At 34.9% G+C, this 18,230-nt stretch carries 16 protein-coding genes; 3 read left to right on the top strand and 13 right to left on the bottom strand.

Annotation, left to right across the window (positions count from 1 at the left end; all coding sequences use genetic code 11):
* Window positions 1-90 precede the first annotated feature (90 nt).
* From BV60_RS0120375 to BV60_RS23340, 5 genes are all read right to left on the bottom strand, one after another.
* Window positions 91-1,413: an ATP-binding protein gene (locus BV60_RS0120375; RefSeq protein ID WP_029324715.1), complete on the bottom strand. Its 1,323-nt coding sequence runs from the start codon at window positions 1,411-1,413 to the stop codon at window positions 91-93.
* Between the two features lie 362 nt (window positions 1,414-1,775).
* Window positions 1,776-2,885 carry a hypothetical protein gene (locus BV60_RS0120380; RefSeq protein ID WP_029324718.1) on the bottom strand — a complete coding sequence of 370 codons (1,110 nt, stop codon included), beginning with the start codon at window positions 2,883-2,885 and terminating at the stop codon, window positions 1,776-1,778.
* 73 nt (window positions 2,886-2,958) lie between these two features.
* The gene (locus BV60_RS0120385; protein WP_029324721.1) at window positions 2,959-5,973 is read right to left on the bottom strand and encodes a hypothetical protein; all 3,015 of its coding nucleotides are present in this window, start codon (window positions 5,971-5,973) and stop codon (window positions 2,959-2,961) included.
* Between the two features lie 181 nt (window positions 5,974-6,154).
* On the bottom strand, window positions 6,155-7,261 hold the full coding sequence (locus BV60_RS0120390) for an SH3 domain-containing protein (RefSeq protein ID WP_029324723.1): 1,107 nt from the start codon (window positions 7,259-7,261) through the stop codon (window positions 6,155-6,157).
* Between the two features lie 120 nt (window positions 7,262-7,381).
* A complete protein-coding gene (locus tag BV60_RS23340) occupies window positions 7,382-7,546 on the bottom strand; it encodes a hypothetical protein (protein WP_156036275.1) in 165 nt (54 codons plus the stop codon).
* Window positions 7,547-8,012: 466 nt separating this feature from the next.
* On the opposite strand from BV60_RS23340, the gene BV60_RS0120400 reads away from it, so the two are divergent.
* On the top strand, window positions 8,013-8,609 hold the full coding sequence (locus BV60_RS0120400) for a recombinase family protein (protein ID WP_029324725.1): 597 nt from the start codon (window positions 8,013-8,015) through the stop codon (window positions 8,607-8,609).
* A 168-nt stretch (window positions 8,610-8,777) separates the two neighbouring features.
* Here the strand turns inward: BV60_RS0120400 and BV60_RS0120405 are convergent, their stop codons facing one another.
* The 7 genes from BV60_RS0120405 to BV60_RS0120435 form a co-directional block, all read right to left on the bottom strand.
* On the bottom strand, window positions 8,778-9,536 hold the full coding sequence (locus tag BV60_RS0120405; protein WP_029324726.1) for a TFIIB-type zinc finger domain-containing protein: 759 nt from the start codon (window positions 9,534-9,536) through the stop codon (window positions 8,778-8,780).
* On the bottom strand, window positions 9,533-9,745 hold the full coding sequence (locus BV60_RS0120410) for a hypothetical protein (protein ID WP_029324727.1): 213 nt from the start codon (window positions 9,743-9,745) through the stop codon (window positions 9,533-9,535). Before BV60_RS0120410 ends, BV60_RS0120405 begins: the two co-directional genes overlap by 4 nt.
* A 70-nt stretch (window positions 9,746-9,815) precedes the next feature.
* Window positions 9,816-9,965, bottom strand: coding sequence for a hypothetical protein (locus BV60_RS23345; RefSeq protein WP_156036277.1), 150 nt, complete (start codon window positions 9,963-9,965; stop codon window positions 9,816-9,818).
* 5 nt (window positions 9,966-9,970) lie between these two features.
* Window positions 9,971-12,769, bottom strand: a complete 2,799-nt coding sequence (locus BV60_RS0120420) for a DNA methyltransferase (protein ID WP_029324728.1) — start codon at window positions 12,767-12,769, stop codon at window positions 9,971-9,973.
* A 26-nt stretch (window positions 12,770-12,795) separates the two neighbouring features.
* On the bottom strand, window positions 12,796-13,005 hold the full coding sequence (locus BV60_RS0120425) for a helix-turn-helix domain-containing protein (RefSeq protein WP_051656942.1): 210 nt from the start codon (window positions 13,003-13,005) through the stop codon (window positions 12,796-12,798).
* A gap of 120 nt (window positions 13,006-13,125) precedes the next feature.
* Window positions 13,126-13,485 carry a hypothetical protein gene (locus tag BV60_RS0120430; RefSeq protein WP_029324730.1) on the bottom strand — a complete coding sequence of 120 codons (360 nt, stop codon included), beginning with the start codon at window positions 13,483-13,485 and terminating at the stop codon, window positions 13,126-13,128.
* Between the two features lie 3 nt (window positions 13,486-13,488).
* Complete coding sequence (locus BV60_RS0120435) at window positions 13,489-14,259, bottom strand: ParA family protein (RefSeq protein WP_029324731.1); 771 nt, start codon at window positions 14,257-14,259, stop codon at window positions 13,489-13,491.
* Between the two features lie 513 nt (window positions 14,260-14,772).
* On the opposite strand from BV60_RS0120435, the gene BV60_RS0120445 reads away from it, so the two are divergent.
* Complete coding sequence (locus tag BV60_RS0120445; protein WP_029324733.1) at window positions 14,773-16,368, top strand: hypothetical protein; 1,596 nt, start codon at window positions 14,773-14,775, stop codon at window positions 16,366-16,368.
* A gap of 7 nt (window positions 16,369-16,375) precedes the next feature.
* Here BV60_RS0120445 and BV60_RS0120450 read toward each other — a convergent pair whose 3' ends face one another.
* Window positions 16,376-17,551 (bottom strand): hypothetical protein, encoded by a 1,176-nt coding sequence (locus BV60_RS0120450; RefSeq protein ID WP_029324734.1) that lies wholly within the window; start codon window positions 17,549-17,551, stop codon window positions 16,376-16,378.
* Between the two features lie 262 nt (window positions 17,552-17,813).
* On the opposite strand from BV60_RS0120450, the gene BV60_RS0120455 reads away from it, so the two are divergent.
* A complete protein-coding gene (locus BV60_RS0120455) occupies window positions 17,814-18,200 on the top strand; it encodes a hypothetical protein (RefSeq protein WP_029324735.1) in 387 nt (128 codons plus the stop codon).
* Window positions 18,201-18,230 lie beyond the last annotated feature (30 nt).

Genomic DNA, 18,230 nt, shown 5'->3' on the forward strand with positions numbered 1-18,230 from the left:
CATGTGCTCAGAAAAACATTTCTTTTTCGAAACGTTTGAAAAGCAAGAAAAATAGCCACTTCGCATTTCTGCAAAATGGCTATATATGAACTAAACTTCTTTTCCTAATAGAAAATCGAATAAATCAATAGTAATAACTCCTTTATCATCATATGACGGTTTGAGTCCCGTCTTCGCCACAACTATCTTTTTAAAGGAATCATCAATATAATATAGACTTTTCTTTTCCTGTAATTGCTTATCTGGCTCCTCCATCGACAGGGCAGATTGGATATACAGCTTCTGAGGCCCCTTTGTAGCTATGAAATCTACTTCCAATGCCTTTTGAGCATAGATATATTTTCCATTAGCATCACGTCTGTTAGTCTTTTCATTAACATTAACTTCACCAATATCTACGTTGAACCCCCTATATCGGAGTTCGTTATAAATTACATTTTCCATAATATGGGTCTCTTCAATCTGTCTGAAATTGAGCCTGGCATTTCTGACACCTATATCTTCAAAGTAAATCTTAAATGGTGAACCAATATACTTTCTACCCTTAATGTTATATTTCTTTGCCTTTGACACAACAAATGCATTCTCAAAATAACCTACAAAATTTGAAACTGTATCGTCAGTAATATCCTTATTTACAACACTTTTAAAGGTGTTTGTAATCTTACTCGTATTGACAGGCGCTCCTATCATAGATGCAAGTACATCAAACGTATCTGCCAATTCCGTCTTTTTCTTAATCTTGTTATGGGAAATAATATCTTTGATATATGTTTCTTCACATAAGGATTTAAGATAAGCGGATTTTTCGTCATCACTCGACATCTGTGCCACAAGAGGAATTCCACCGGTAATTATGTACTCTTTCCATGCCACCTGTGGGTCACCCTCATATCCCTGCATATATTCTGAAAAAGAAAGAGGCAGTACATGTACCACAGAACCACGTCCCTTAAATTCTGTTGCAATATCAGAAGAAAGGAATCTTGAATTAGAGCCGGTTACATACACATCAAAATTCTGGTGGCGTAACAAACTATTCAATGTTCCGATGAACCCATCAAGAAGTTGGACTTCATCAAGAAGAAGGAAGAAATCGTCTGAATCATTTGTCTTATCTTTGATATAAGCCCTAAATTTTTTGGCATTAACAAAGTAAATATCATTATCCTGTCTGAACTTAGTATCTTCTTCCGGATAATACGCATCAAGAAGATCAATATCTTCGTCTGAGTCAAAAGCAAATCGGATGATATTTGTACTGGAAACTCCTGAATTGAGCAGATGTTTGTAATACAACTCATTCATCAGGTATGATTTACCTGCTCTTCTTGCTCCTGTTATAACCTTGATCAAGCCGTTATTCTTTCTATCTATTAGTCTTTCAAGATAAACATCCCTATTATACTTCATACAAACTCCAATATTTTCATATTCTATGATTATTTTCGATTATATTATAGCAAATATTAGGCTTTTTGCAATGTATAATCGAATATATCCAAAGACTCTATATTTTTTTAATTATAATTCCCCCAGTAGAAGACTTCTATATCATGTTCCAAAAGTGTATCAAAAATCATCTGCTTTCGACTATGTAATGATTGAAATAAAAGATAGTGCGTATATCCATAGATATACGCACCGTTTTCAGGCTCTCTTAGTGTTGGGGTTGGGGTACATGGGCGCGCTCTAACGGGTGAAAGTCCTGAACACGCCCAGATAATCTTTAGACTTAAGCATAGTAATTGCATAATAGTCTACCCTTCTCATCTCTAAAAGTCATTATAAAAGCGGCGAATTACTTTACCGTTTATTGGTCGCTTTCTCTCAATAAAGCGATCTAATTTCTGGTCAAAAGTCAAAAGATAAGTAGCCTTGTCTATTAAAAAATTATCAACTTTTCTATCATCCTTAAAATCTGCACATCCTAAAAAGAAAAGATCAAAGATATCATTTTTCCTAAATTTCTGGGCATTGTCTATCCAAGAATGGTACATTTCTTCTGCAATGTACTCAATTTGAATTGGCTTGAATGCAAAGCTTTTCCTATCTTTAAATAATTTTCCTCTACTAGAATACATTTCTGCTAACCGATTTTTTGCCAGGTCGATAAAATCTGGTCTGGAAGTTAGCAAATCACAAATACTTTCCATTAAGTAATTGTCTGGCTTTTTAGCCCTTAATGATATATATTTCTGTCTTACGCTTACTTCAACGTCACAAATATCCAAAGAACTAACACTAATACCTTTGGTAGATATCAGTTCTATAACAGTATCCGTTAACATACAAGCATCTTCGAGAAGCTCTATGTATTTTTCTTTTAATAATTGCTGTTCATGATCATAATGATTATCATAGGCATCTTTTAATGTTGCTCTAAGTTCTTCTCCTATTATGTTTACTTTTTTATCCCGGATAAACATTTCTATGTCATGACCATGAGATGGGCAAATACATCCACATTCATCAATCCTGCATTTCGTGTATAAAAGAAGAATAGTCATTAAGAAGCTCAATGCAAAACTTGCTTCTATGTTAATTTTAACAGGTAATATTTTTTCTTTTATATATTGGGATATTTGATCTCCACATAAAGTTAAACTTGAAGTTATTTGTTCAGTAGAAAATGTCTGATACTGGACGTTATTTAGAAGTGGAATATCTTTTGATAGCATAAAAGCATGTATTTTCTCTATATATTCAGGATTATTTCTAAACCTAACTAAGGCTTCGACATATGAGGATGATGCCAAAGATTTATCCGTTCTTCCATCTAAAAAGGAACAGAATTTTTTTACGTCGACATTAGCATTAGAATTATCGCCGAGGTTTTCTCTTCCGACATACCAATATAATGCATTTGTATCCAAAACATACATTTCAGTTCTTCTCCTATATTGACTCGTTGTTGTATTTTTTTGATATGTCTCCAAAAGAAATAGCATTTATTTCTTACGGCAAGAAATGTGGCTCGGGAAAAGTATCATAGCAGATTAGTTGCAAATTATTAGCCATATCAAAAAAGAAGCTTAGCTTATACATTGAGCCATTCTCTTTATATTTATAAACAATTTTTTTGGTTGTTATTTCAAATGTCTCCGCTACTTTCATATCACGTTCCCATTCGCCTTCAAAAAAATGTAAATGAGTATATGCTTTTTCTTGTGTCGGATCTTGTATCGATTCTACAGCAGTCCTCCCATATACTGAGATTATTTCATCTATTTCAGAAGGAAAACCTATACCCCTAGATGTAGTAAATCCATCTGAACTAATATAGCAGCTATAATAATTTCTATAATTTAGATCAATAAGATTTTCCTTTTCACCTCTGCTGTCAACTAGATTAAAATCTTCATGATTCAAACAATATTCTACTTGGTTTTGTTTATTTTTTGCTTCCACTTCTGGCTTTTGCTGGGGCATCTGAGTTGTCTGTACCCCATTTGAATATGCAATTAAGACGAGCATCTCTTTATTGTCAAAGTAAAAAAGAATTTTAAATGAATTATAAGTATATTCAACTCTAATTTTTGCGTCTAGAATAGCCTTTACATCTGTGTTGTTATTCATTTCTCCTATCCGATATATTGGTTCATCTTGTATACTATTCTCATCAAAATAATATATTTCATTTTTATCTCCATACTTTGTGACAACTTCATTAAAAGAATCTCCTATTGTTATTCCCCTTTGCGTTTTAAAATTATCACCGTATACAAAAGTGTAATAAGCTGTAACTGTAGGATATCTTTTACAAAAGTTCCACGTTTCATTATCTATAAAGATATTAAAATCGTTTTCAGTTAATGATACAGAGTCGTTTTGTATATCGCTTACTGAATCATCCGAAGGTACGACCTGTGCTTCATCCGGAGCTTTAATTAAAATTTCCTCAAAAGCACGTTCATCATCGTATTTTTTTTCTTTGCCATATGATAACGCAATATTTTTTTCTACTGTGGCGAGGGCTTTTCTAAAATCCTTTTCATTGTACTTACTACCTATTCCTTCAGTAGGAGATAAGAATGTAGATTGAACATCTTCGTTGTATAAACACACCGAAATCAAAAAAGTCAAATCATCTATCTGTTTACGTATATGTTGTTGATCTAAAAGCGAATATCGTTCATAGTAATTTTTATTTTTTCCCTTTATAGTGAATCCTACTACAGATTGATATATTTCATTTATATCTCGCAACCAATAATATACATTCATATCATCAATGGTTTTTATAACAACACGTCTATCAGTCAATAGTACTGCCGGTGAATCATATAATACATAATCATCTCCTATAATCTTGCATCCCAGCCCATATTTGAGAGTCCTATCCTTCATTTTTTTCACATATCTGTTCACCTTGTATTGCGCATAATTTTTTCCAGAATTTTTCCCAAAATAAACATCAAATAAAGCCTTAAATCTTATCCTGAATCTAAGTGCCAATTTGAGTTCATCTGTATTATCAGTTTTAAATGTAGATAAAAAAGTGATTCTGTTATCTTTTGTACGTTTTTCTGCCAATAATAAATCGACAGCTTTTTTTTCTGAAATTGTTGGATACCTCTCACCCATGAATAGGTCAGAAGATACGTCGCACTGATATTTTGCATCATTTAGAGCATATCGCATATCAATACCAAATGCGTCCGCTATTCTTATCAGATCAGTATTTGTATTAAAATATTCTTCTGCAAAAAATAAATATACTGAAGGTACATATGGATATGAAAACAATATGCTACACAGCTTCAATTTTGCTTCTTCTTTGGTCATTGAAGCCTTTGTTAATAAATAATGACGTTCCAATTCTTTAGCATTATAATAGTCTTCATCTGTGATTTTTTCTAATTCTCGTAATAGTATTGTTGTTATACTAACTTCCATTGAAGAAATAAAAATATAGAACTTCGTTTTAGCTTCTTTTCCAAGGTATAGGTTATTCAATTTTTCATTATAATTTTTGATATTCTCAGCTGATTGAAACCTTGCATTTAACGATACACCTCCATTATGAATATTCTTAATAGCAGCATTAGCAATACTACTGGCAATATATCCTGATAATCCAAATCCAAACGCCATAACATTTGGATTGTCATACTCATCTGCAACTTCATTAATAATTAAGTTTTGCTTATTCTCAAACTCGTTGTAATACTCTTCATGCTGAGAATTAAGCTGATCACAATAATCATTAACATTTATAGATTCATCATATTCATTTTTTATTTTTTTCTTTTGTTCATCTTCTAATTCACAGATAATTGGTTTGCACTCCTTAAAAAGTATAAACTTAGTGTCATTAAGCATTCTAGGCAAATTTGCCATAGCACTTTCAATACTGTCAAAGTTTCCTTGCTCTACAAGTCTGTCAAAATATAGCCTGGCAGATACACCGGCCTTCCTACATGTTTCAAATATCTCTTTAAGCCTATTGGGTATTTGTGTCTTAGCTATATATTTATCAAAAAGTTTCAAATCGCTTTTTCCATCATCAAAAGCCAAATACTCTTTCTGCACAAAGTTATCGAATGCCTCTTTCGACACCTTTACCTGTGACGCTTCAATATCCTCCAAAAATAGTTCTTTTGCGTCACTATCATTCACACCTCCCAGTAATTTAGGTATATACTTATACCTTTCCAAATTATTATCACACCATTTTATATATTCTTCTTTTGTCACCCCATACCTTATAATAAGTGCATAAAAGATATTTAATACTTCCTCAATATTGCAGTTTGATACATCTGGTTTTACATTAACCCAATTTTCAAAAAACTCCTCCAATTGCTCAATTTCATAAGTTTGAGCAAAGTCTTTTGTCCCCTGTATGCGCAGGTCAACATCTTTATAGGAAAGAACAGACAACGATGCTAAAAAATCATACACTCTTCTTAAGTTTTCTTCTGTTTCGTAGACTGTATAGTAATTGCTCATATTTTTTATATAGTCCATTTGAAAAGATTATATGGACTGTTCCCTTTCATAGAATTAAGTGTAAAACATTAAAACTTGCGTAAATACGTATATTAGTGACAAACAAAAAAACTCCCTGATTTGTAGTAAATTGCAGTAATCAAACAACAATCAACTACACACCAGGAGTTGTTACTTATATGATGTCATATTGAAAAGGTTATTCGATTTGTGATGCTATGACCCATCCATCTATCCATCCATTTTCTGTCCAATACGCTACCTTAGCCCATTTTTTACCATTTGTAGCTGTTGATTCTTCAAGATATTTTTCTAATGCTTCCCCATTTTGAATTTCACAAATTACATCATATTCTATTCCGGGTCCACTTCGTAAATTAACATAACCATCAGGTGCATTTACGCACACATAGTATTCCGGAATAGTTTCATTCGAATAATAACTACTATCATATTCATATTCGTCAACTTCATTCAGATCAACTGGTTCTCCCAGAAAATCAGTCCCTTTTAGGGTATTAGGATTAATATAATACCAATCCCATGTTGCAGTATGTCCGTCCTCACCCTCATTGGTAATTACCTCATATAAATGAATAACTATGTTCCCGTCCTCATCAATACCATCTAGCTGAGCTAATGGTGCACCAGAACGAATTTTTGCGCGCCTAAGAATCTCTTCATCAGAAACGCTTTCATCACTCTTTGTATGATTCTTGTCATAATCCTTTTGTTTTTCTTGATTGGACGAGTTAATAGATGTATTCTCTGATTCTTTGCCGTTTTTTTCGTTAGTTGACTTTTCTGATTCACTAACCTTATTGTTAGTTGCGATACTGTAATCAGTATCTTCAATTTCCGCATTGTCTTTATAATTTTCGTCGTCATATGATGACTCTAAGCTCAATTCTTCGTCATCATCTACACGTGTCATTTTTAATCCAACAATGGGGTCTTCAACCAACGTAAAATATATGGTGGTTTTATTTGTAGAAAACTCAACTTTATTGGTGTTGTATTTCCTGAATAATGCATCTCGCTTAGCCCATATCTTATGCGTTCCTTCCACTAATGATATATCAAACTGTTTATCATTTCCGGCATTCATTTTTCCAATATTATTTCCATCAACATATATTTTTACTTTATCATTGTATGCAAATGCAGCTTTTTCATAATCAATTTTTATTGATACGGTGGTTGTCGTCATTTCCGGTTCTTTTTTAGTAAATAAACCAAATCCAGTTACAGTCATGCAAATAAATATAAATATACCTGTACACAATAATTTTCTAAATCTCTTCATAATATAATCACCCACAGTAGAAAAAACAATTATCTATGGTTTACCATTTATATAATTTTAGCATGGTACAATTATTTCTATTCTAAAATCTTTATTAAACAAAGATTATAAATCACAAAATCAGCCATGATTATTGTTATTATTGTTGCTGATTTCACCCACTGTCACAGCCTTACTCTGTCTCGCTGTCATGAAGCTGCTCACTTTTAAAGGACATTTTATGTGAACAAGCTTAATTACTTCATCTGTCCAATCACTAATATCATTCTTATGCTCAATAACCACTTCCAAATCCCATAGATGAGGATTCAATCCTATATCATAAGCTTCATAAATAATATCCTTGTAATTACTTTTCCAGCCGACGGTATCTATTCGATAATCAATAAAATAGACATCATCCTAGTCTACCGCTTCGAGCATATTCGAATGCAAGTAAAACAAAGTACGTATTCTCATTATTATACGCACCCTTTGTTCTTGTATTTTCAATAGCTTAGGGACACATTTACGAAAAATGCGTATTCTGAAAGGTAAATAGTGCGTTTCTCATGTGTTCAGAAAAACATCTGATTTCGTGAACACTTGTGTGTGAAATCTGCTATAATGGATTTAATCAGAGCTGTATAAGCGTTTTTCAGCAGTTTCAGGCATAGTAACTCTTATCTGAGCCGTTGAAAAACGCTTGTAAAAGGCTTGAAGTGTTCACGAAAATATACAACCATTTATTGAACAGTAAAGAGGCAAGGCTATGGCTAAGATTTATGGATATGCACGTTGCAGCACAAATGAATCAAAGCAGGATATTAACAGACAGAAGCGTGAATTAAAGAAGCTTGGAGTTAAGGAAGATAAGAATATCTATTGGGAGTATGAGTCTGGGACTAAGACCGAGAGAGCTGAGTTTCAGAAGCTTCTTGATACTGTAAAATTAGGTGATACTATCGCAACCACAGAAGTATCAAGGCTTACACGTTCTACAAAGCATCTTTGTGATATCATGCAGTATGTTCAGGACAAAAGGATAAAGCTTATTATTGGTAGTTTTACCGTAGATTGCAGGAGTGATGAAATAGATCCTATGACAAAAGGTATGCTTATGATGTGGGGAGTGTTCTCTGAAATGGAAAGAGATATTATCTCACAGCGTGTTAAGTCCGGTATGGAGAATGCCAGGGCAAAAGGTAAAAAAATAGGCAGACCGAGAGTCGATGCTTCTAGTCTGCCTGAAAAGTTTTTGAAGTTTTATCCTATGTATCAGAACGGTAGCATGAACATTACGGATTTGGCAAATCTCATGAATTGCTCACGTACTACCATTTATAAATATATAAAAATAATGAATTAGTGGTATATTTTTGTTTGCGCATATTTAAATCAATCAACATAATCATTCCGATAAGTACCGCGTGTCCATGGCTGATAAATACTGGATTTTAGTATTAGCTCTTATACTTGATGGTTATCATATATACACGATAAAAAATATTTGAAAGCCTATATATGGTACTAAAAATTATGCTATGGCATATTCAGGTTCAAACTTTCTAATCTTTGCTAGGTTTTTTTCATAACGCTCTTGATTGAGTTTTTTAATCCCATCTGATACAGGATACACCTCAGATATATACATGATGTTAGTCGCTATCTTCCAAAGAGTAAGTTTGATTTTGTTGAACTCGTCATCGTCCGGAAAAATCTCATCGATAGAATCACCGCAGATATTAACCATGGACTGGACACTTGCCTTGAAATGCCATTCCGGCGTTGAGTCATCTGACGGAGTAATGTCAGGGAAAGCGATATCCATAAGCTTACGTGACTCTGATACCATAATGGGGAATGTATAAGATATAAGTTCACGAAGAGCATTTCTTTTGTCTTCTTCAATTGGCATCTCAGCAATAACATGACAGGCATCTCTAAAGCATGACTCTAAATAGATTGATTCAGAACCTACGCCGTAGTATTGTCTATCCTTTGAACTGTTACAGTAGTGTTGATGATATACAGCCATATGATCATAAGGAGATTTTTCTACAATCTTTGTAAAGAGTTCTTCTGCTTCCGCAAATTTGCCTTCCTTTTCTTTTCTGTATGCCAGCACCCTTAAATTGTTTACACTGTCAGAATCGTCAAGCTTGACTGAACCTTCAACGATAAGTTTCTTTGCTTCCTCAGGTGAATACTTTGTTCCACAACTCTGGCAGACAAATAATCCGTCCTGTTTAACTACGTCTGGACTTCCACACATTTCACAGCTAATCTTCTTCATGATGCAGATGCCTCCTTATCACAGCTTTTAGCAAATTCTTCAAGCTCGGAAAGGCTCTGGCTGAATTCATCCTTATAATCCATATAACGGCTACGCATAGCATAGTAGCCATTCTTGTCTTTATTTTTTGCGGTTGCCTCGGCTTCGTTGCATCCTGCAATGACCATAAGGCATACAATGATGATAATTCCTAAAACTATAAATATCATTTTTTCTTTCTTCTTTCTTTTTTCTTTCCTTTTTAATATGTCTACTCGTGACTATCACGGTAGAACTCTATTATATCATCCCTAGTGCAGACTTTTTAGATAGTTTCTTCGTAGCAATGGTTTCTCTCAATGCTCCAATGATATTTTGTACATGGGTATCTCCATCTGATACTGCTTCAAGAAATGGACGGAAAAACTCGACAAATTTTGGAAGCGCCATAATGATTACTCCTTTGTTAGTTCCTGATACATCTTCATCAGTGCTGCTACGCAGTCTGCTTCAGATGTATCTTTAATTGAAAAACCATAAGCCTGCATAACCGCTTTATCATTGGCAGTATGAGCTTTTTGTAATTCTGGTGGCATTGTAAGTGGATCATACAAATCTGCAAGTGTGCTATTTGGATATGCATTTCTAATATTTAATATCACTTGTGCGGTTTCAGTAATTTTTTGTTTTTGAGCTTCTGATGGAGTTGGCCAAGGAAAATTATTATACACTATTGTATTTGAGTATTGGTAACTTGGACCATAATATCCACATGTAGCTCTCATCCATGCCATATGAACATTGGATGTTATAATGCCAAAATGATACAGGCTTGCATCTGGAATCATAAATAGTTTGTCACCAGGGATAATTTCTCGTGACAAGTATTCGATTGGTACATATCTTCTCTTTGAAGATGACACTTTAGGAATTGCAATATAATCTGTTTTGCATTCTCTTACTTCGTCAAATAACATAGGTGTTTCTGCTTTTTTCCTTGTCGCAGCTTTGGGGCTTTTAAGGCGATACTGTTTAACATTTTCCACTCGTTCTAGTACTTTTTTACAAGTTCGTAATTTTGATGGATCAGTATTAACTAGCCATAGACAATATCGAGGAGTTCTATCTATGAAATCTTTTCCCATCATATAAGGGCGCAAAAACTCCTCTGCCTGAGGTTCAGCGGCAAGTAAAGCGGTTCGCTCTTCGGATGTTAATATCAGGAAACCACCCTCTGTTGGTTTTCCACCATTTAACATTTCTGGAACATCAAATAATGGTTTAGAGCGTTTATTTATGAAGACATCATCAGCACTTACTAAATATGCATTTATGTGTTTAACCAATATTTTCTCATTTTCTGAAGTAAATAAATAACAAGGAATTTCTTTATATGAAAAACCAACAATAACTACATAAACAGTTGCGGTACCCGATGCTTCTGATTCCCATTTAAAAAATTCATATGCATAATTAATATGGATTCCCATTTCAAATAATGGCTTCCATAGCGGAACGACTTGTTGTCCTTGACATATGGAATCAGTTGCAACAAAAGCTGCCTTTATAGATGTGTTTTTCATGTAGATTGCAGCTTTCATGAACCAACACGCAACATAGTCAAGAACTCCACCATTTTTACCAAATAATAGCTGCTTGTCTTCTTTCTGCGCAGAGTTTTGCATTCCCTTTGATGAAGCATCTCCAGCACTAACTCTTCCACTGTTTGCAACAAACGGTGGATTACCCATAATATAAGACAATTTGCTCGGTGCGATAATAGACTCCCAATCAATTCTAATTGCATTTCCTTCATGAATATTTGCATTTGTTTTTAGAGGAAGGAAATCTAGGTGCATGAGTAGAATATCTTCCGTTTCTTTCATCATCTGAGACTCCGCAATCCATAATGCTGTTTTTGCTACAGTAACTGCAAAGTCATTAATTTCTATTCCATAAAACTGGTCGATACCTACTTTTATAGGACTGAAATCTTCGTCAAATACAAATTGCATCTGACCGCCTTTTAAAGTTTGTACCACCTCATTTTCTAAGCGTCTTATGGAGATATAGGTTTCTGTTAAAAAGTTTCCAGATCCACAGGCAGGATCAAGCCATGTTAAGCTTGCAAGCTTATTCTGAAAAGCTTTGAGTTTTGGATTTCTGGACTTTGGCACCTGTATTTCTTTTATTTCTTTAAGCTCAGACTTGAGATCATCTAAGAAAAGTGGGTCTATAACCTTATGAATATTTTCAATAGATGTATAGTGCATACCACCAGAGCGTCTGGTATCAGGATTCAACGTAGATTCAAATACAGCTCCAAAAATTGTAGGGCTTATCATAGACCAGTCAAATCCCTCACTTGCTTTTTCAAGCAATATATCTCTGATTTCATCTGTAAAATTTGGTATTTCTATATCTGTATCTGCAAAAAGTCCACCATTAACATATGGAAATTTTGACAAATCACTTATATCATAAGGATCTCGTTCACTCTCTGGGGTATCTAAAATTTTGAAAAGTTCTTTAAGCGCTTTTCTCATATCCTTCGTTTCAAATTGCTCCATGTAGTCATGGAACATGTGCCCATTTTCCCCAAAGATATGAGCATCTTCTGCATAAAGGCAGAAAACAAGCCTTACACAGAGCATATTAAGACTCTTAAGACTTTCTTCGCTTTCGGGATTAATATATTGTTTCAAAAGCGCATCATAAATAAGACCAACAAATTCTCCTGCTTTTACGGATACTTCCATTTCCTGACTTATCTTCTGCTGCTTCTGATTTATCAAAAATTCAAAAAGACTATATTTAGTCGGAATTTCAGCTAGAGTTATCTTTGTGGGCTCAGGCACTCTTGTATCCATGTCATATACCCATATCTCAGCAAAATTGGATAATATTATCCATTTTGCCTTTTCACTAACGGGCAGAGAATTATCGTACATCTTTGCCTGCTCATAGGGAGTCATACCGTTATGTCCCTGCTGAGGTTTTGATAAATCTATGTTAAGACTCTTCTGCTCTATTAAAACTCTTGTTTCCGGAATGTATGCATCAATTCTTTTTGTGTTTCCGTCTGGACCGACAACTTTTTTCTGAAAATCAATCCTATCGGTAACATGGTCAACTCCCATTATATCTTGCAGAAAATCTATCCAATAAGATCTATCGTCTTCATCTTCTTTGCCTCTATTAACCCATTTCTGATAAAACTGTCTGGCAGCCTCTCTTCTTTCTGCATCAGTCATTTGTTTTTATCTCCGTTCTCAGATATTTAGAATTGTTCGTGTGTATCTCTGAGCTCAAAGCTCATGTGCAGATCACAGTTCAATGCTTCTGCTACATTTCTTAGTTGCTCTTCCGACCAGTTATCCTTTTTCAGAAGCGCGTATACATTTTGGCTTGAGCACCCCAGAGCTTCAGCCAGTTCTTTTCCGTTCATGTTTCTTTTAACCATGACCAACTTTATAGTTTCGCTCATCATAATGATTTACCTCACTGTTATTTACTATTTAATTACAGGTTATTTACATGTAGAAAACATGTTATTCAATAGTAATTAACTATATTTTTACTATTAAATAACTATTAAAAAACCATTAAATTACTCAACTGTTCTATGATTTTCAATATACTCAAATGCTGCTTTTTCCATGAACTTAGCAAATGACAGGTCGTTATCTCTGGCAGCTTCAAGGAATGTAGAATAATCATCTTCCTTAAGGGTTAAAGTATATTGTTTTCTACTTTTTAGGCCTTTTTCTTTATTTGTTGGTCGTCCGCCTTTGTTTTTCTCAGGCTTTACTTCTTTTACAACGATGGATTCTTTTTTTGGTGGTTCTTTCTTTTGAACTGTTACTTCTGCTTTTTCAGAAGTTTTTTTCTCTTCTTTTTTTGCAGCAACATCTTTGAGCTGAGCCTGCTCTTTTTCGATGCCTGCTTTTAACAACTTGTTTACTCCCATAGGTTACTCTCCTATTCTCTTAAGCAGTTCATCAATAAATTCATCATAGTCTTTTGTTACCGGAGCTTTTGGTGCGTATTCAAAAAGATCCATTTTTACGATCTGACTTTCCTGGACAACAGTTGCCTGTCTGATGCGGCTATTAAATACGGAAGTATCCAACAGTTCAGCAGCTGTTACTACACTGTCTTCAAGTAATTTTGCCACATTGGTTCTATCTGTATATCTTGTGAGCAGTATTCCGGCAACCGGAATGTCTTTTTCTGCCTCTTCTGATACTTCTGATAAGGTCTTCTTCAAGAGTCTTATAGCCTTCAGTGAGAATGAATCTGCGGCCATAGGAGTCACGATATAATCACTTATCATAAAGGCATTTAATGACAGGAATCCAAGATTTGGAGGAGTATCAAGGATTATGTAATCATAGTTTTCCTTTATTCCCTTTATTGCTTTTGCAAGAAGCTTAAGGCTGCCTGCACGTTTAAAGAATTCCATGTCCGCGCTGCAGAGTTCGAAATCACCTAATACAAGGTCAAGTCCGTCCTTTATTGATACTTTTAAATCATCGATTGAAGTACCTTTGTCATACAGTGTGTACAGGCTGGGAGTTCCCTCTTCAGGTTCATCCAGAAAACACATGGTAAGGTTCATCTGAGGATCGCTGTCGATCATAAGAACCTTGTAGCCGCGTTTATGAAGACCTGCAGCAAGTGTGGCAGCTGTTGTTGTTTTTGCAACACCGCCTTTGATGTTTGATACAGATAATACTTTCAAGATAGTTCTCCTTTCCAACAAAAGGTTATTTACTTGTTAAATACTATTAAATAACTAGTATAAAAATTGTTTTTTACATGTTATTTAATCGTTAATAACTATTTTTTAAATATTTAATTACTAGTATTATACAAGTAAACAATTTAAATATCAACAAATTATTAGAAAAAACAATCATTTATTTGTATTTATCTATTGATTTATGCATGGAATTGAAATAGAATTATCTAAGAGAAAAGAATAAAGAAAAAAGAGCCTCGTCGGCAAACGAAACTCTTTTTATAGTTATAATTAGTTGTTTGGAAACGGCAATTTCCGGATAGCTCAGGTATCTCACACATACCATTGCAGGCACAACCACCGAAGTGAAAAGCCTTTTCTTAGGCTTATTATATGCTTTTTTATATACTTTATCAATACTTTGTGCGTTTTTGTCTTGACTTTTTTGCATTATTTTGGTCTGTGGAGAATACTTCACAGACTATTTTTTTGCAGAAAGGAGGACAATCGCATATGCCATTACCACAGCAGTACTGGTGGTCGGAACAGGATGAACAGAAGCAGTTCCTTGAAGTCCTCCAGCATGACAGAAAGAACGGAAATGTGATCCGCTTGACATTGGGGCAGGAAGATAATCCTGAACCTCGTCATTTTGCGAGCAAAGACCTGAAGAAGGTCATGTATACAGGTACAAATAAAAATGCCTATGTATCCCTTAATTCATTTAAAGGATATAAAAGAAAGGCAGATCAGATATGGAATTACTCAGGCATATATATAGATCTGGATGGTCATGATTTCTCTGATACCGAGCTCTTTAAGGCAATATCAAGGACTAAAGACCGTATAGGAAAAGCAGTTGATGACAAAAAGATTCTTATGCCAACTATGATGACTTCCACTGGTCGTGGTCTTGGTATCTATTATATTTTTGAGCGGTCTATTGCAAACGTAGATGCATCCAGTAAGGCAATACGCTTTATGGATGATATTAAAAAGCTCCTTATCAGAAAGTATTCTGAAATCCTGTCTGGTAAAGGGCTTCTTGAAGTTGATGTTAAGGTACAGGATCCGGCACGTGTAGTGCGTATGCCGGGCACATATAACATCAAGGCAAGAAGGAACTGCAGCCTTCTTTTTGTCGGAAGGGACAAGGCTGATAAGATATTGTATTACAGTCTCAACGATATTGTAAAAGGCAATCATCTTGAAGATTATTTTGAAAAGCGCAGGGAATCGAGAGAGGAGATGCGCAAGAAGAAAGTAGTGTACATTGATGCCTACAGACTTCCTTTTCTAACGCTCAGGATGCAGAAGCTCAAAAGTCTTCAGGAATTGAGGGAATATGACTGCCATGGATTTCGTGAGTACATGTGTTTTATATATTACAATGCTGCTGTCCAGGTATACGGTCATGATGAAGGTATTGAAAGTCTGAGATCCTTTAATGATGCTTTCAATGAACAAATCGCAGATAAAGAGATAGAACATATTATAAAGGTGGTTGAAAGTAATAAGCCGTCATATGGAAATTATGAAGGCTATTACAAGCTGCCCGATAATTATATTCTGGAAACGCTTGAGATTACGGAAGAAGAAAACAAAGTCTGCCGGTTCGGACAGTCGAAAAGACAGATCGAAAATGAACAGAAGAAGGCAAAGCATAAAGCAGAAAAGCTGAAGCGTAATAATGAAATACTGGATTATATAATTGCTAATCCGGATGTTAAGTATGATGACATAGCTTCTTCTTTTGGCGTCAGCGAAAAGACCGTCCGTAGAATTGCAAATGCCAATAATGTATACAGGCACAAGGCATATGAAAACAGGGTGGCTGATAATGCTCCTGACAGAAGCGGTCAAAATTTTACCGAGAGTCTTGTAGGTGTGCCTTCTTTCTCTGCTACGGGTAATCATTTACCTAAATGGACGGTAGAAATAACTCAGAGGGAGGATCTGCTTAATGAGTACAGGCGGTTATATACTCCGGTTATTAAGGAATTAAAAGATAGGCGTCAGATTGTAGGTCAGATTTCCTTCCGGACAGATTTGGATGGGAATATAGTTTTTTATGAATATGGAAAAAGGAAGGAGCCCGAAAGCTCCTGATGATAGTCTATTTTAGAGTAGACGGTTTTTTCCTGTATTTTTTCTGCGCTTCGCTTTTGGCGTGCTTCGTGCAACAGTAGTAGTTTTTGTTTGGATTACGGTTTACACTCTGCAGGAAGTAGTTGTTACATCCCGGCTTGGCACATTTTGCGAATGTATGCAATTTAAAGTTTATCTGCGCTAATGAAAGCACTATTCCGGACAGAATATCTGAAATGGTGGAATATGATTTTCCAGAATCAGATAATTTGACTGTTAATTGTATATTAAGGTCATTTATATACGCATTACATAAGTGACCTGCAAAAGAGATTAGTTTATGTTTTGCAGCATCGTCGAACTGATCAGACGAAATCAAAGCTGCAGGAGTCCCTTTATTATTAGCGCATACATATTTGTAAAGACAGATAGCATTTATATCCGGATTGTTGTTACATGCCTCGATGCAGGGGACTATGTTGTATAAGTATGACAACATAGATTCATTATTTGCATATTTGTAACTAGTATCAGATTCCGTAGGAATGGTGATATTTATCATTTTATCCAGTACTGGGTCATTAAATTTTTCTAAGTAGCAGATGTTACCATCTTTATCTACATCCTCATGCTGATGTAATTGATGCATAAGGATATCTATTGTGTTCTCATTATATTCAAAGATGTTCTTACTCCAGGTATTTTTTTCGATATTGATGCTATAGGCATCTTCCATGGCGGTTCCATTCAGGAATCCCAGAATTTTTATTTTTCCATTTGTTATTAGGTATTTGTATGAAGCGAGTATCTGGTCATAGTCAGGCTCTTTGCTTCCTAATTCTTTTCTTAGCAGGATTATGTGTTTAAGCGTAAACACAGACGAGAGGAGATCATCGGTGTCATAGTCATACCAAAGGTTATCTGAGGGATAAGGGATCATAAATCCATAGGTTTTAAATAGCGCTATAAGATCATCTGCCGTATCTGTATTAAGGATAGCGGTAAGAATGTTTTGCTTTTTATCGTTTTCTAATCGAATACCTAATGACTCATCAAAGACTACGTTATGTTCAAGAGCAGATGATGGCTTTATTTTTAAAGAATCTTTTTGATCACCAAGATCATCAGTATATATACTGTCTTTCATCGAAATTTCATTTTTTAGATACAAGACATTCAGTGATATGTTAGATGACTGTTTCATATATAACTCCTTATACATAGATGTCAATTTTATGAATTTATTATACCACTGGCAGATTCTAAGCCGCAATAGATATACCACGATGATATATAAATATAGTATTAAAATGGATATAGTGATATGAAAAAGGCAATTTTACATATCACTTTTTGCGTAGTATAATGCGCATATAGCAGCCCGGCAGGTAGCGAAGCAGCTCACACATGCCAAGCAACCTGTTGGGCATGCGCTATAGGTTCCGGATAAGGAGATAACTGCGTAAATGATTAAAGATGTTGGAAAACCAAGCCTGACAGCAATGGAAGAAAATCATCCTGAAGAGTACATCCGCGAAAAAATCGGACTTATTGTCTTTTGTAATTATGGAAGGGTTCCTTTTGAGCGGAGTGTGATGCTTTCTGATGTCCTGAGCCTGGAATATAAGGCAGATTATTCTGATAAAGCATTTTCAGCTGCTATCAATATGATCCGGACAGAGATGGGCAATATTGAGGCAATAGGTATAAAGGATAATCTTTATTTCTGCAATGAGAATTTTTGGACTACGCGAGGCTATACGAAAGAACGGTATCTGATGAATGGTAGTTTTTGTCATATTTGCATCTTTGATGATGCTGACAGAGAAGCTTTTTTTGAGGCATATGACTGAAATATATAGGAGAAATCCAATGCGTATCAG

Source organism: Butyrivibrio sp. AE3004 (genome assembly GCF_000703165.1).
Lineage (GTDB): Bacteria > Bacillota > Clostridia > Lachnospirales > Lachnospiraceae > Butyrivibrio.

Coding starts and splice junctions, on each gene's coding strand:
- BV60_RS0120375 (WP_029324715.1), bottom strand. CDS start 1,413: ATGAAGTATAATAGGGATGTTTATCTTGAAAGACTAATAGATAGAAAG.
- BV60_RS0120380 (WP_029324718.1), bottom strand. CDS start 2,885: ATGTATGTTTTGGATACAAATGCATTATATTGGTATGTCGGAAGAGAA.
- BV60_RS0120385 (WP_029324721.1), bottom strand. CDS start 5,973: ATGGACTATATAAAAAATATGAGCAATTACTATACAGTCTACGAAACA.
- BV60_RS0120390 (WP_029324723.1), bottom strand. CDS start 7,261: ATGAAGAGATTTAGAAAATTATTGTGTACAGGTATATTTATATTTATT.
- BV60_RS0120400 (WP_029324725.1), top strand. CDS start 8,013: ATGGCTAAGATTTATGGATATGCACGTTGCAGCACAAATGAATCAAAG.
- BV60_RS0120405 (WP_029324726.1), bottom strand. CDS start 9,536: ATGAAGAAGATTAGCTGTGAAATGTGTGGAAGTCCAGACGTAGTTAAA.
- BV60_RS0120410 (WP_029324727.1), bottom strand. CDS start 9,745: ATGATATTTATAGTTTTAGGAATTATCATCATTGTATGCCTTATGGTC.
- BV60_RS23345 (WP_156036277.1), bottom strand. CDS start 9,965: ATGGCGCTTCCAAAATTTGTCGAGTTTTTCCGTCCATTTCTTGAAGCA.
- BV60_RS0120420 (WP_029324728.1), bottom strand. CDS start 12,769: ATGACTGATGCAGAAAGAAGAGAGGCTGCCAGACAGTTTTATCAGAAA.
- BV60_RS0120425 (WP_051656942.1), bottom strand. CDS start 13,005: ATGATGAGCGAAACTATAAAGTTGGTCATGGTTAAAAGAAACATGAAC.
- BV60_RS0120430 (WP_029324730.1), bottom strand. CDS start 13,485: ATGGGAGTAAACAAGTTGTTAAAAGCAGGCATCGAAAAAGAGCAGGCT.
- BV60_RS0120445 (WP_029324733.1), top strand. CDS start 14,773: ATGCCATTACCACAGCAGTACTGGTGGTCGGAACAGGATGAACAGAAG.
- BV60_RS0120450 (WP_029324734.1), bottom strand. CDS start 17,551: ATGAAACAGTCATCTAACATATCACTGAATGTCTTGTATCTAAAAAAT.
- BV60_RS0120455 (WP_029324735.1), top strand. CDS start 17,814: ATGATTAAAGATGTTGGAAAACCAAGCCTGACAGCAATGGAAGAAAAT.